Annotated in this window: 10 protein-coding genes; 6 read left to right on the plus strand and 4 right to left on the minus strand. The window is 73.4% G+C overall.

Going from position 1 to position 13,011, the window contains the following annotated elements; all coding sequences use genetic code 11:
• Positions 1-100 precede the first annotated feature (100 nt).
• Positions 101-592 (plus strand): MarR family winged helix-turn-helix transcriptional regulator, encoded by a 492-nt coding sequence (locus tag ACODT5_RS31305; protein WP_422522494.1) that lies wholly within the window; start codon positions 101-103, stop codon positions 590-592.
• A 110-nt stretch (positions 593-702) separates the two neighbouring features.
• On the opposite strand, the gene ACODT5_RS31310 is transcribed toward ACODT5_RS31305, so the two are convergent.
• Genes ACODT5_RS31310 through ACODT5_RS31320 form a run of 3 tightly spaced genes read right to left on the minus strand, consistent with a single transcriptional unit; the run spans position 703 to position 3,230 of the window.
• A complete protein-coding gene (locus ACODT5_RS31310) occupies positions 703-942 on the minus strand; it encodes a hypothetical protein (protein WP_422522495.1) in 240 nt (79 codons plus the stop codon).
• Between the two features lie 20 nt (positions 943-962).
• Complete coding sequence (locus ACODT5_RS31315; protein ID WP_422522496.1) at positions 963-3,017, minus strand: 4-alpha-glucanotransferase; 2,055 nt, start codon at positions 3,015-3,017, stop codon at positions 963-965.
• 15 nt (positions 3,018-3,032) lie between these two features.
• Positions 3,033-3,230, minus strand: coding sequence for a hypothetical protein (locus tag ACODT5_RS31320; protein WP_422525096.1), 198 nt, complete (start codon positions 3,228-3,230; stop codon positions 3,033-3,035).
• A 476-nt stretch (positions 3,231-3,706) separates the two neighbouring features.
• On the opposite strand from ACODT5_RS31320, the gene ACODT5_RS31325 reads away from it, so the two are divergent.
• A complete protein-coding gene (locus tag ACODT5_RS31325; protein ID WP_422522497.1) occupies positions 3,707-6,733 on the plus strand; it encodes a glycoside hydrolase family 84 protein in 3,027 nt (1,008 codons plus the stop codon).
• A gap of 341 nt (positions 6,734-7,074) precedes the next feature.
• Here ACODT5_RS31325 and ACODT5_RS31330 read toward each other — a convergent pair whose 3' ends face one another.
• Positions 7,075-7,629: an HNH endonuclease gene (locus tag ACODT5_RS31330; protein WP_266877654.1), complete on the minus strand. Its 555-nt coding sequence runs from the start codon at positions 7,627-7,629 to the stop codon at positions 7,075-7,077.
• Between the two features lie 262 nt (positions 7,630-7,891).
• Between ACODT5_RS31330 and ACODT5_RS31335 the strand changes: the two genes are divergently transcribed.
• The 4 genes from ACODT5_RS31335 to ACODT5_RS31350 all read left to right on the plus strand — a co-directional run bounded on the left by ACODT5_RS31335 (position 7,892) and on the right by ACODT5_RS31350 (position 13,006).
• Positions 7,892-8,989 (plus strand): mechanosensitive ion channel family protein, encoded by a 1,098-nt coding sequence (locus tag ACODT5_RS31335; RefSeq protein ID WP_422522498.1) that lies wholly within the window; start codon positions 7,892-7,894, stop codon positions 8,987-8,989.
• 217 nt (positions 8,990-9,206) lie between these two features.
• Positions 9,207-10,454, plus strand: coding sequence for an ROK family transcriptional regulator (locus ACODT5_RS31340; RefSeq protein WP_422522499.1), 1,248 nt, complete (start codon positions 9,207-9,209; stop codon positions 10,452-10,454).
• Positions 10,455-10,710: 256 nt separating this feature from the next.
• Positions 10,711-12,045: an ABC transporter substrate-binding protein gene (locus tag ACODT5_RS31345; RefSeq protein ID WP_422522500.1), complete on the plus strand. Its 1,335-nt coding sequence runs from the start codon at positions 10,711-10,713 to the stop codon at positions 12,043-12,045.
• Between the two features lie 4 nt (positions 12,046-12,049).
• Positions 12,050-13,006, plus strand: coding sequence for a carbohydrate ABC transporter permease (locus ACODT5_RS31350; protein ID WP_422522501.1), 957 nt, complete (start codon positions 12,050-12,052; stop codon positions 13,004-13,006).
• The last annotated feature ends 5 nt before the right edge of the window (positions 13,007-13,011 follow it).

Raw genomic sequence — 13,011 nt, forward strand, 5'->3', positions numbered from 1 at the left:
GCAGGAACGAGTAGCTCACTCGGAAGTAGCTTAGCTCTAAGCTACTTTCCTGCAAGCTACTTTCTTGCCAACGAACAAGCGGAAGCCGGATACTGCGCCTATGACCGACAAGGACCCCGTCGACGCGATCGCGGACCAGTGGTTCGCGGTGCGCCCCGATCTGGACACCGCGCCCATGGCCGTCTTCGGCCGGATCTACCGGATCTCCAAAGCCATGGGCGACGCCATGGAGAAGGCCTACGGGCGCTACGGGATCTCGCGCGGGGAGTTCGACGTCGTGGCCACGCTGCGCCGGAGCGGGGACCCGTACACCCTCTCGCCCCGCCAGCTCTCGGCCACGCTGATGCTCACCACGGGCGGGATGACGGGACGGCTGGACAAGCTGGAGAAGGCCGGGCTGCTCCGCCGCAGCCCCGATCCGGACGACCGGCGGGGGCTGCGCGTGACCATCACCGACCGGGGCCTCGCGCTCATCGACGAGGCGGTCGGGGCGGGACTGGAGGTGCAGCGCGAGGCGCTCACCGGGCTCGACGCGGCGGAGATCACGGCGCTCACCGGGCTGCTGCGCAAGGTGATGGCAGGGGCCCCGTAGGCACCCGTGGGCACCCGTGGACGGGGAAGCCGGGCCGCGGAATCCGGGCCCGGGTACGACTGGGCGCCGGGTGTCCTCACGGACTCCCGGCGCCTTCGTTCAGTCTTCGGTCAGCTCTCGTTCTGCGTCTTGCCCGACTTGTCCCCGACCATCACCAGACCGGCGATGAGCAGGAACAGCACGATCGGCGCGGCCACGTAGAGGCCGAGCGTCTCGGCGACGCTCAGGCCCGGACCCGGGTCGTCGCCGTCGTCACGGGTGAGCGCGAGGGCGGGAGACGTCATCAGCAGCATCATCAGCGTCGTTCCGGCCGTGACGGCGCCGGCGCGCAGAGCGTTCTTCTTGTCCACGGTGCAAACGTAGCGAACACCTAAACGCCGCGCGCGCCCGGGGGTGCCGTACGGGTTCCCGCCGCCCCCCGCACCGCCCCCAGCAGGGCGTTCGCCCGCGGCGAGGCGGCCAGTGCCTCCAGGGTCAGCGGCCGGCCCTCCGCGTCGGCGACCGGGAGCCGCCAATTGGGGTACTGGTCCCAGGTGCCGGGCAGGTTCTGCGGCCGCCGGTCCCCCACCGCGTCGGGCAGCCAGACCCCCACCAGTCGGGCCGGAGTGCGCAGCAGGAAGGCGTACAGGGACCGTACGGCGGCCTCCTCGCCCTTGGTGTCGAGCCCGAGGTCCTCCAGTACGTCCAGCCAGCGCGCGGTGTCGGCGGCGTCCTCGGCACGCTCCCGCTCCGCCGGGCGGGTCAGCAGGCCCAGCCGGTCGCGCAGTTCCACGTGGGAGCCGGCCAGTTTGGCGGCCGTGGGAGGCAGATCGTGGGTGGTCACGGTGGCCAGGCAATCGGACCGCCAGCGCTCCGGCTCCAGCGGCTCCCCGTCCCCGCCCCAGTCCCGCTCGAACCAGAGCACCGAGGTGCCCAGCACCCCGCGCCGGGCCAGCGCCTGACGGACCCCCGGCTGCACGGTGCCGAGGTCCTCGCCGATGACCAGGGCCCCCGCCCGGTGGGCCTCCAGGACCACCAGGGCGAGCATCGCCTCCCCGTCGTACGCGACGTACGCGCCTTCGGCGGGCGGGGCCCCTTCCGGGATCCACCAGAGCCGGAACAGTCCCATGACGTGGTCGATGCGCAGGGCGCCCGCGTACCGGAACACCCCGCGCAGCAGGGCCCGCAGCGGCGCGTACCCGGTATCGGCCAGCCGGTCGGGCCGCCACGGGGGCAGCCCCCAGTCCTGGCCGCGCGCGTTGAAGGCGTCCGGCGGGGCGCCGACGCAGACGGCCCGGGCGTAGTGGGGGGCTCCGAAAGGGGCTCCGGTGGCGTCCGAGCCCTCCGGGTGCACCCCGACGGCCAGGTCGTGCACGATGCCGACCGCCATCCCGGCCTCCTTGGCGGCCCGCTGGGCCGCTGCGAGCTGGGCGTCGGTGAGCCAGACCAGCCAGCGGTGGAAGTCGGCCCGCGCCTGCGGGTCCTCCCCGGCGTGCCCGGCGCACCAGACGGCGTGCCGGTCCAGCTCCTCGCCCTGCTCGGCACGGAACTGTGCGTAGGCCGCCTCCCGTTCGGGGCCGCGCGGGACGGCGTACAGCAGCTCCAGGGCGGTCCGCTTGAGGCTCCAGACGGCGTCCCGGTCGATCAGCGCCCCCTTCTCCAGCACCTCGCGCCGCAACCGGGCTCCCCGGTCGGCCAGTTCCGCGAGGGCGGCCCGGTCCGGGCAGTCGGCGTACTCGGGGACGTCCTCGATCCTCAGGTGCACCGGGTCGGGGAAGCGGCGCGAGGACGGCCGGTAGGGGGAGGGGTCGGTCGGGGTGCCGGGCACGGCTGCGTGCAGCGGGTTGACCTGGACGAAGCCGGCTCCGTGGACGCGGCCCGCCCAGCGCGCCAGCTCCGCCAGGTCGCCCAGGTCGCCCATGCCCCAGGAGCGTTCGGAGAGCAGCGAGTAGAGCTGGACGAGCAGCCCGTGCGTGCGCTCGGGCGCCGCCGGGGCCCGGTCGGGGGCCATGATCAGGGTGGCGGTGGCGGTGCGGCCGTCGGGGGCCTCGGCGTGGATCCGGTGCACGCCGAGCGGCGGCTCCCCCGCTTCGGCCGCGCTCCAGGCCACCGGCGGCTCCTGGGGGCCCGCGCGGCCCGCCGCCTCGGGCGGCCCGTCCTCTTCCGCCTCCAGCAGGGTCCGGGTCCCCGGCGGGAGCGCGCCCAGCTCCACGGGCGGCCGGGACCCGGCCCACCACACCATGACGCGCGGCAACAGCCGGTGCGCCGCGTCGTGTTCGGCCGCGGCCAGGTCGGCCCGTACGGACTCCGGGGTGTCCGTGTCCACCCCCAGCTGCCGCAGTACGGCGGCGACGGTGGCCTCCGGTACCCGGAGGGTGACGTCCTCGGCGGGCTGGTAGGTGGTGGCGACTCCGTACAGGGCCGCGAGCCGGGCGAGGTCGTCCATCAGGTTCCTTGTCGTCTAGTCACCCGCGGCGGCCGCCGCGGCATGGGTGGTCGGCTCGCTGGTCAGCGGGGCCTCGCAGGCGAGCGGGGGCTCACTGGTCAACGGCGCGTGCGCGGCGTCGGCGAGCGACGGCTCGCTGGTGAGGGGCCAGTCGTCGGGTCCGGACTGCGCCGGCAGATGGGCGAGCGGCGGACGCTGTTTGGGGGCGGGCACGGCGGATGCGGCGGATGCGGCGGATATGACGGTGGTGGCGCTGGTGGCGTTCTCGGTTTTCACGGCCTTGGTGTTCACCGGCAGGCTCTCCTTCGTACGTGAGGATCGTTTCGGACCCGTGGACGGCTCCCACTGTGTCGGTCCGCGCGCCGTCCGCGCACCACCGACAGCGGAAATTCTCCTGTGCGGTCCGTGAATCCGTACAGACGTGCCTGCGTTCGGGCCGTGCGCGAAAGGTGTTGCGGAGCTCCGCGCCGCTCACCGCACGCCGGGAGCCTTCGCCCTGACGTGCGGGACCGTCGGGAACACGCTCCGGCGCGCGGCCCGGAGAACATCCCAGCCATACCCCGTCGGCGCCGCCGCATTCCTGGCCGATCCAGGTCAGATCACCCGCGGGCGTTGACACCCCGGCCGTGCGGATGGTGGGCTCTGGCTCGTTCGTACGAGCGGGAGACGACTCGGGACGGGGTGGCTCCGTGCAGATCAGGGGCAGCAAGCGGGCCACGGCGACCGCCGCGGCGGTCGCCGTCATCGGTGCACTGCTGAGCGGCTCGGCGGTCGTGGGTCCCCCCACCGCCTTCACCGCACCCACCTCGCCGGACGCGCCGGACTCGCCCGCCGCGCCCGGCACCGCCGCGGCTCCCGCCGCGCTGCGCGACCCGGCGCCCCTCCCCGCACCCGCCCCCGTGCTCGACCCCGGCACCCCTCCGGCGCGCGCCGCCGCCGAGGGGCCCGCGGTGTACCCCCGGCCGCAGTCGACGGCCGCCGACCCGGCGCGCACGGTGCCGCTGGGCGCCGAGGCCGTCCTGGTGCTGCCCGCCGGCGTGGACCCGTACGCCGCCCAGCTGGTGCGCGACGCCCTGCGCGGGGCGGGCGTACGGACCCTGCACGAGCGGGCCGACGGGGAACCGCTGCCCGCTGCGGGACCCGTCGTGCGCCTCCAGGGGCCGGATGCGGAGCGGGCGCTGCGGGCCCTGGGCGCGAGCGAGGCCGGTGACCTGCCGGCCGGCGGCTACCGGCTGGCGGTGGGCCGCGCCGAGGGCCGGGACACGGTCGCGCTGGCCGGCGTGGGCGAGGACGGGCTGTTCCACGCGGCACAGACGCTGCGTCAACTGCTGTCCCAGGGCGGCGGAAAGGTGCTCGGGGTCCTCGTGCGGGACTGGCCGTCGGCCGCGGTGCGCGGGATCACGGAGGGGTTCTACGGGACTCCGTGGACGGCCGCCCAGCGGCTCGCGCAGGTGGAGTTCATGGGCCGCACCAAGCTGAACCGGCTGCTGCTCGCGCCCGGTGACGACCCGTACCGGACCACGGAGTGGCGCCGCGACTACCCCGCGGCGCAGGCGGCGGAGCTGCGGGAGCTGGCCGAGCGGGCGCGCGCCAACAAGGTGGTGCTCGCCTGGGCGGTGGCGCCCGGGCAGTCGATGTGCCTGGCCTCCTCGGCCGACCGGGCGGCGCTCGCCCGCAAGCTGGACGCCATGTGGGACCTCGGATTCCGGGCGTTCCAGGTGCAGTTCCAGGACGTCAGCTACACCGAGTGGGGCTGCCGCGACGACCGGGAGCGGTACGGCAGGGGCCCGCAGGCGGCCGCGAAGGCGCACGCGGAGGTCGCGGGCGAGCTGGCCGCGCACCTGGCCCGGCGCTACCCGGGGGCGCCCGCGCTGTCGCTGCTGCCGACCGAGTACTACCAGGAGGGCGCGACGCCCTACCGGACCGCGCTCGCCGAGTCCCTGGACGACCGGGTGGAAGTGGCCTGGACGGGCGTCGGTGTGGTGCCGCGCACCATCACCGGACAGGAGATGACCGGGGCGCGCTCCGCGCTCGGGCAGCACCCGCTGGTCACCATGGACAACTACCCGGTCAACGACTGGGATCCGGGCCGCATCTTCCTCGGCCCGTACGCGGGACGCGACCCGGTGGTCGCGGGCGGTTCGGCGGCCGTGCTGGCCAACGCGATGCCCCAGGGCACGCTGTCGCGCATCCCGCTGTTCACCGCGGCGGACTTCACGTGGAACCCGCGCGGCTACCGGGCCGCCGACTCCTGGGCGGCGGCCGTCGCCTCGCTCGCCGGACCCGACCCCAAGGCCCGGGAGGCGCTGGCCGCGCTGGCCGGGAACAACGCCTCCTCGGGCCTCGCCCAGCCCGAGTCCGCCTACCTGGTCCCGCTGATGGACCAGTTCTGGCGGGCCCGCAGCTCCGGAGACCCGGCGGCCGGCGAGCGGCTGCGCGCCGCCTTCCGCGTGCTGCGCGAGGCCCCGGACCGGCTGCCCGCGCTCTCCGAGGAGGCGGGGCCCTGGCTGTCGCGGCTCGCGCGCTACGGGACTGCCGGGGAACTGGCGCTCGACGTCCTCCAGGCGCAGGCCCGCGGGGACGGGGCGGCGGCCTGGCGGGCATCGCGGGCCCTCACCGCCGCCCGCGCGGCGCTGTCCGGAGCGGAATCCGCCCGGGTCGACAAGGCGGTGCTGGACCCCTTCCTGGCGCGGGCAGCGGCCGAGGCCGACGCGTGGACCGGCGCGGCCCGCGCGCCGGGCACGGTGACCCGGCAGGCCGACGCGTGGACGGTCGAGCTGTCCGGTGCCCGGCCGGTGTCGGTGGTGACCGTAATGACGGACCCGCTGCCGCCCGGCAGCCGGGGCACCGTGGAGGCCCGGGTACCGGGAGAGGGCTGGCGCAAGGTCGCGGACGCGGCGGCGTCGGGCTGGACCCAGGCGGACGTGGGCGGCCTGCGGGCCGACGCGGTCCGGCTCGTCTGGTCGGGCCCGGCTCCGGCCGTGCACGGCGTGGTCCCGTGGACGGCGGACGGCCCCGAGTCCCGCTTCGAGCTGGCCGAGACCGTGGACGCGGAGATCGGCGGGGCCGCGCAGCGCATCCCGGCGCAGCTGTCCGCGCTGCGTCCCGGCGAGGTCCGCGGACCCCTGTCGGCGACCGCTCCGCCGGGGATCTCCGTACGCCTGCCGGAGACGGCCGCGGCGGCGCGCGGTACGACGGCGACCGTCCCGGTGGAGGTCGCGGTGGCCGCGGGCACGGCGCCGGGCACCTACGAGGTCCCGGTCACCTTCGGCTCCCAGACGCACACGCTGAAGGTCCGCGCCCATCCGCGCACGGCCGGCCCGAACCTGCTGCGCTCCGCCGTGGCCTCGTCCTCGGCCGACGAGACCCCGGCGTTCCCCGCCTCGGGGGCGCTGGACGATTCCCCGGCCACCCGCTGGTCCTCGCCGGCGGTCGACGGGGCCTGGTGGCAGGCGGAGCTGCCGGCTCCGGCGCGGATCGGGCTGCTGCGGCTGCGCTGGCAGGAGGCCTATCCGTCCCGGTTCCGGGTGGAGACCTCTGCGGACGGTGTCACCTGGCATCCGTCGGCGACGGTCGCCTCGCGCGGCGGGGTGGACTCCGTCCACCTGGACCCGGTGGCCGCCCCGGCCCGCTTCGTCCGGGTCACCTGCGAGACCCGGGCCACCCGCTACGGCTGCAGCCTGCTGGGTGCGGAAGCCTTCGCGCTGGCCCCGTAGGGGGCCGGGAACCCTGCGGGGGCTGTCCCCTACCCACCCTTCGCCCGTTCCCCGGGCTCCGCCCGGACCCCTGCCGTGTGCGGCGCCGTCGCCGGGGGCCAGCCCCCGGACCCCCGCTCCTCAAACGCCGGAGGGGCTGGATTTTGCCTGGCCGGGGCTGGATTGCCCGCAGGGCAATTCCAGCCCCGCCGGCGTTTGAGGAGCGGGGGTCCGGGGCGGAGCCCCAGGGAACGGAGGAAGGGCGGGTCGGGGACTTCACCCCCGCGCAGCGGCAAGGGTCGCTGCGCGGACCTCGGCCCCGCGCAGCGGGACACCCGCAGCCGGGGGCCGGGCTCAGGGGGCTACGACGCGACCGCCGCGGCGGCGACCGGGACGCCGATGCGGTCCAGCGCGTCCTCCGCGCCGTACGGCTGGAGGTACGGCATCCAGCACGGATCCCGGTGCCCCGTCCCGATGATCCGCCAGGCCAGCCCGGACGGCGGAGCCGGCTGGTGCCGCAGGCGCCAGCCGAGGTCGACGAGGTGCCGGTCGGCCTTCACGTGGTTGCAGCGGCGGCACGCGGCGACGACGTTGTCCCAGGCGTGCTGCCCGCCCCGGCTGCGCGGGATGACGTGGTCGACACTGGTGGCGACGGCCCCGCAGTACATGCAGCGGCCGCCGTCCCGGGCGAACAGCGCGCGGCGGGTAAGTGGAACGGGCCCCCGGTAGGGGACCCGCACGAAGCGCTTGAGCCGAACCACGCTGGGCGCGGGGACGGCCCTTGTCGCGCTGTGCAGAAAGGCGCCGGATTCTTCCAGGGAGACTGCTTTGTTCTCCAGGACGAGGACGAGCGCGCGACGGAGCGGTACGACGCCGAGGGGCTCGTACGACGCGTTGAGGACCAGGACGTGCGGCACGGACTGCCTCCTATAACGCCGGCGGCGCGTGGCTCGCGCCGGGACGATCTGCTTTCCAGTCTCCCCTTACGGCTGGTCGAAGCGCCACCACGCGCCCGTAACGGGTCCGAGGTGTTTTCGACCACATCCGCTTTCATCCCCGCGTGAGTCTGGTCTCTCCCTCGAACACGGCAACAAGTCCGGGCAAGTGCCCCGTTAGGGTGGATGGTCTGCCCGCCCCACCCCTTCCGCGGGCAGGACGCTACATCTGGAGGTACCCGCCGTGCCCAGGCCTGCCGCACTGCTCCCGCTCGCAGCCGACAACCCGGACGCGTCCGAAACGATCAGAGAAACACACGAGAGCGTGACGAACGCCGCCAGTTTCATAGAGGAGAACTGGGCCGGATGGCTGTACCTCGGCCTGCGCATCCTCCTCATCCTGGTCATCGCCTTCGCCCTGCGTTCGGTGGTCCGCAAGTCGCTGACCAAGCTGATCACCCGGATGAACCGAGGCGCCGACGCCGTCGAGGGCACGGCCCTGAGCGGGCTGCTGGTCAACGCCGAGCGGCGTCGCCAGCGGTCCGAGGCCATCGGTTCCGTGCTGCGTTCGGTCGCCTCGTTCCTGATCCTCGGCACGGCCGGCCTGATGGTGCTCGGCGCGCTCGACATCAATCTGGGACCGCTGCTGGCGAGCGCCGGTGTGGCGGGCGTGGCGATCGGTTTCGGCGCCCGGAACCTGGTCACGGACTTCCTCTCCGGCGTGTTCATGATCCTCGAGGACCAGTACGGCGTCGGTGACAAGATCGATGCCGGTGTGGCCTCGGGCGAGGTCGTCGAGGTGGGCCTGCGCGTCACCAAGCTGCGCGGCGACAACGGCGAGATCTGGTACGTCCGCAACGGCGAGATCAAGCGCATCGGCAACCTCAGCCAGGGCTGGGCCACGGCGAGCGTGGCGGTGCAGGTCAAGCCGACCGAGAGCCTTTCCCACATCCGCGAGGTGATCAAGGGGATCGCGGACACCATGGCCAAGGAGTCCCCGTGGGACGAGCGGCTGTGGGGTCCGGTGGATGTGCTGGGCCTGGACGAGGTGCTGCTGGCCTCCATGACGGTGTCGGTGTCGGCGAAGACGATGCCCGGCCAGCAGTTCTCCGTGGAGCGCGAGCTGCGCTGGCGGATCAAGGACGCCTTCGACGCCGCGGGCATCGGGATCGTCGGGGGCCTGCCGGCGCCCGAGGAGGACGCGGCCCCGGCCGACCCCTCGGCTTCGGTCGCCCCGCCGTCTGCGCTGGCGAACCCGACCTCCCCGCAGTCCCTGGCCACCGCGGAGATCCCGCCGCCTGCCGTGGGCGGCTCGGTCTCCGGTCCGCGCATAACGAAGTAGCGCCCGCCGGCGCCCCGGCCCGTACGCGTACACCGCTGCCCCCGCAGATCCGATCTGCGGGGGCAGTCGTGTGCGCGCCACCGTCGACTCGTGTGCGCAACACCCTCGAGTCGTGCGCACACCACCCTCGAGTCGTGTGCGCAGCACCATTGACACGAGCGACCCACCAATAGGAAACTTACCTAACAGTTCATCTCCGTGAGGGAGAAGCCACCCCATGCCCGCCACCCCCGGTACGCCCAGCCTGTTGCGCGCCCTGAACGACCGGGCCGCGCTCGAGCTCCTGCTGACGCACGGTCCACTGTCCCGGACCCGGATCGGGCATCTCACCGGCCTCTCGAAGCCCACCGCCTCCCAGCTGCTGGCCCGTCTGGAGGCCGCCGGGCTCGTCGTCGCCACCGGCACCGCCACCGGCCGCCCCGGGCCCAACGCGCAGCTCTACACCGTCAACGCGCGGGCCGCCCACGTCGCGGGGCTCGACGTCACCCCGGGCCGGATCCTCGCCTCCGTGGCCGACCTCACCGGCGAGGTGATCGGCAGCCACGAGCTCCCGTACGCGGAGGGCACCGGGCCGGTCGAGCAGGTCACCCGCGCCCTCGGCGAGGCCGTCAAGGACGCCGGGCTGCACCTCGCCGACATCCACCGGGTGGTCATCGCGACCCCGGGCTCCTTCGACCCCCGCACCGGGGTGCTGCGCTACGCCGACCACCTGGCGGGCTGGCAGTCCCCCACGCTCCTCGACGAGCTCGCCGCGGCCCTGCCGATGCCGGTCGAGTACGAGAACGACGTGAACCTCGCCGCCGTCGCCGAACAGCGGCTCGGCGCCGCCCGCGGACACGAGGACTTCGTCCTGCTGTGGAACGAGGAGGGCCTCGGCGCCGCCCTCGTGCTCGGCGGCCGGCTGCACCGCGGCTGGACCGGCGGCGCCGGGGAGATCGGCTTCCTGCCGGTCGCCGGGCACCCGCTGGTCCGCCAGGTCACCCGGGTCAACTCCGGCGGCTACCAGGAGCTGGCCGGCGCGCAGGTGCTGCCCGCGATGGCGGCCCGGCTCGGCGTCGACGCGCCGCCGGCCGCCGCGTCAGGGGCCGGTTCGGTGCACGGCGCCGTGCACGGGGCGGAGTCCGGGGCCATGGTCGAAGCGGCGGCCGCGCTGCTGGCCCAGGCCGCAGCCGCGCCCGAGGGTCCCCACCTGGAACTCCTGCGGGAGTACGCCACCGCCCTCGCCACCGGCCTCGCCTCGCTGGTCGCCGTACTGGACCCGGAGATCGTGATCCTGTCCGGCGCCCTGACCATCGCGGGCGGGGAACCGCTGCGCGAGCTCCTCGAAGCCGAGCTCGCCGACCTCGCCCCGTCCCGGCCCCTGCTGGTGACCGGCGAGGTACGGGAACGGCCCGTACTGCGCGGGGCACTGGAGAGCGCCCTCGCCGCGACCCGCGACGAGGTCTTCGACACCTCCCGCCGCTGAACCGCACCACCGGCACGAGCCTCCACAGCACCGCACGAGCCCGCACGAGCCCGTACGAGCTTTCACTGCACCACCCACACGAGCCTGCCCCGCACCTCCCGCACTAGCCCGCACGGCATCTCCCCGCACGAGCCCCGGGCCCACGCAGCCCCGTACAGCACACCCGCACCACCTGACCCGCGCCTCCCCTGCGTGAGCCCACACCGCTCCTCCCCACCCCTCCAGGAAGTCCCCCCGCGCAGAGAGTGACTCCGCCATGCCCGGAATCCGCCGCCTGACCGTTGCCGCCACCGTCGTCGCCGCGATATCCGTACTCGCCACCGCGTGTACGGGCTCCGCCTCCAACACGGCCGCCGACGACCCGAACAAGGACGTCACCCTCAACTTCTGGCACGGCTGGTCCGCCCCCAGCGAGATCAAGGCCATCGAGGACAACATCGCCCGGTTCACCAAGGCCCACCCGAACATCAAGGTGAACGTCACGGGCAACATGACGGACGACAAGATCAACCAGGCGCTGCGCGCCGGCGGGGAGAAGGCCCCCGACGTGGTCTCCTCCTTCACCACCGACAGCGTCGGCAAGTTCTGCAACACCGGCGCCTTCGCCGACCTCAACCCCCTCCTGAAGAAGTCCGGGGTCGACAAGGAGAAGGTCTTCCCCAAGACCCTCTTGGAGTACACCCAGTTCAACGGCAACCAGTGCACGCTGCCGCTGCTGAACGACGCGTACGGCCTCGTCTACAACAAGACCGCCTTCGAGGCCGCCGGGATCACCGAACCGCCCAAGACCTGGAGCCAGTTCGTGGCCGCCGCGCAGAAGCTGACGGTCCCCAAGGGGGATTCGTACCAGCAGCTCGGCATCATGCCCACCTATCACGGCTACGAGACCGCCCCCCAGCGCCTGGCCGCCCTGTGGAGCCCGGCCTACTTCGACGCCGACGGCAAGTCCAACCTGGCCAAGGACCCCGGCTTCGCGCAGATGCTGACGGCGCAGAAGGACCTGGTCGGCAAGCTCGGCGGGTACGAGAAGCTGGAGAAGTTCCGCACCACGTTCGGCGACGAGTGGAGCGCCGAACACCCCTTCCACCTGGGCCTGGTGGCCATGCAGATCGACGGGGAGTGGCGGCCCGCCATGGCGAAGGAGGCCGGGGCGAAGTTCGAGATCGGGACCGCTCCGATGCCCGTCCCCGACGACCGGATCGCCGAGTACGGCAAGGGCTACCTCGCCGGCACGATCATGGGCATCGCCTCGGGCAGCAAGAAGCAGGCGGCCGCCTGGGAGCTGACGAAGTACATGACGACCGACACCGAGGCGGTCGTGGAGTTCGCCAACGCCATCCACAACGTGCCCTCCACGCTGGCCGCCCTGGAGTCCCCGAAGCTCCAGGTGAGCCCGGAGTTCAAGACGTTCATCGACATCGCCAGGCACCCGAAGTCGACCACGACCCCGGCGCAGGCGGACGGCGGCACCTACCAGCTGACCTTCACCGACTTCGCGTACGCGGTCGAGAAGGGCGAGGTCACGGACATCGCGGCCGGTCTCGCCAAGACCGACCAGCAGATCGACACGGACATCGCGAAGGCCAAGTAGCCCGATGAACGGCACCCTGTCCCCCTCCCCCGAACTGCGCACCAAACGCCGCAGGTCGGCGCTGCGCACGGCGGCCTTCATGTCGCCCTGGCTGATCGGGTTCGGCGTCTTCTTCGCCTACCCGCTCGTCTCCACCGTCTACTTCTCCTTCACCAAGTACGACGGCTTCCGCCCGCCCGTCTTCAACGGGCTGGACAACTGGACCTACGTCTTCTCCGACCTCCCGATGTTCTGGCCTGCCATGCGCAACACCCTGTGGCTGGTCGTGATCATGGTCGCCTGCCGGGTCGCCTTCGGCCTGGGCATCGGCCTGCTCATCACGAAGATCAAGCTGGGTACGGGCGTCTTCCGCACCCTGTTCTACCTGCCCTACCTGGCCCCTCCGGTGGCGGCGACCCTGGCCTTCGTCTTCCTGCTCAACCCGGGCACCGGCCCGGTGAACACCCTGCTGGACGCGGTCGGGCTGCCCACGCCCGGCTGGTTCACGGACGCCGACTGGTCCAAGCCGGCGCTGACCGCGCTCGCGGTGTGGGGGGTCGGCGACCTGATGGTCATCTTCATGGCCGCGCTGCTCGACGTACCGCGCGAGCAGTACGAGGCCGCGGAGCTGGACGGGGCCGGGGCACTGGCGCGGTTCCGCCACATCACCCTGCCGAACATCTCCCCGATCATCCTGTTCGCGGTGGTCACCGGGGTCATCCAGGCGATGCAGTTCTACACACAGCCCCTGGTGGCCGGGAAGGTGGCGTCCGGCGTGATCGGCGGCTCGGGCCAGCCGACCGAGCCCGGGTACCCCGACAAGTCCACGCTGACCCTGCCCCAGGTCATCTACAACGTCGGCTTCCAGCGCTTCGACTACGGCACCGCCTGCGTGGTCGCCCTGGTGCTGTTCGCCCTCTCCATGGCCTTCACCGCGCTGCTGATGCGGCGGCGCGGCGGCCTGATCCAGGCAGGTGACTGAGGACG

It is taken from the genome of Streptomyces tatrensis, from assembly GCF_049310065.1.
Classification (GTDB): Bacteria; Actinomycetota; Actinomycetes; order Streptomycetales; family Streptomycetaceae; genus Streptomyces.

What these genes read in the sequence shown, in the direction of transcription:
- ACODT5_RS31345 (WP_422522500.1), top strand. Translation starts at nt 10,711, where the DNA reads ATGCCCGGAATCCGCCGCCTGACCGTTGCCGCCACCGTCGTCGCCGCG.
- ACODT5_RS31305 (WP_422522494.1), top strand. Translation starts at nt 101, where the DNA reads ATGACCGACAAGGACCCCGTCGACGCGATCGCGGACCAGTGGTTCGCG.
- ACODT5_RS31315 (WP_422522496.1), bottom strand. Translation starts at nt 3,017, where the DNA reads ATGGACGACCTCGCCCGGCTCGCGGCCCTGTACGGAGTCGCCACCACC.
- ACODT5_RS31340 (WP_422522499.1), top strand. Translation starts at nt 9,207, where the DNA reads ATGCCCGCCACCCCCGGTACGCCCAGCCTGTTGCGCGCCCTGAACGAC.
- ACODT5_RS31350 (WP_422522501.1), top strand. Translation starts at nt 12,050, where the DNA reads ATGAACGGCACCCTGTCCCCCTCCCCCGAACTGCGCACCAAACGCCGC.